General features: G+C 61.8%; 1 protein-coding gene. It reads right to left on the bottom strand.

The window, feature by feature from the left end:
• On the bottom strand, positions 1–581 hold a 581-nt coding region (locus SO139_RS46375; protein WP_498542177.1), incomplete at both ends, for an IS701 family transposase.

The raw sequence follows: 581 nt of genomic DNA, 5'->3' as shown, positions 1-581 counted from the left end.
GGTCAAGGCCGGTCTCCTGCTTGAGCTCCTGGTAGTCGCGCTCGATGCGCCAACGCAGCTTTGCAATGTCGACGAGACGCGCAAAGCTGACGGTGGGCGGTAGGCTCGATAGCCAGTACTTTGTTGGTTCCTTTTCACCTTTGGGCCATTCGATCAGGAGCCATTCTTCCGGCCAGGGTTCACTGCGGTTGAAGTCGCGCCGTGCTATGCGAATGCGCACGCGCGCAAAGCGGGATTTGAGGGATACATTCGTTCCTTCGCGCCAAGTGACCGTCCGCCAGGCTTTGGCAGGAAGGCTCAAGGCAAGATCCTTGACCTTGACTGGTTGGTGCTGCGCATCGCGACGTAGCTGCTTGGTCGGCCGTCCGCGGCCGGGCACATAAGGCTTGGGCGGCAAGGGGCCCGTGCCGGGCGACCACACCGTGGTGCTCGAGAGAATCCCAGCAACATAGGAAAGCTCAAGCGCCGTAAGAGCGGCGCGCAGGTCGCTGTGATTGCCGTAGCCAGCATCAATCAACACGACGCCACGTGGCAAGCCCGCGGTGCAGGCGGCGCGGATTTGATCGAGCGCGATCTCGATC

It is taken from the genome of Bradyrhizobium sp. UFLA05-89 (assembly GCF_059803475.1).
Note: the sequence above shows the minus strand (reverse complement) of the source record. Positions and strands in the feature narration are given on the sequence as shown.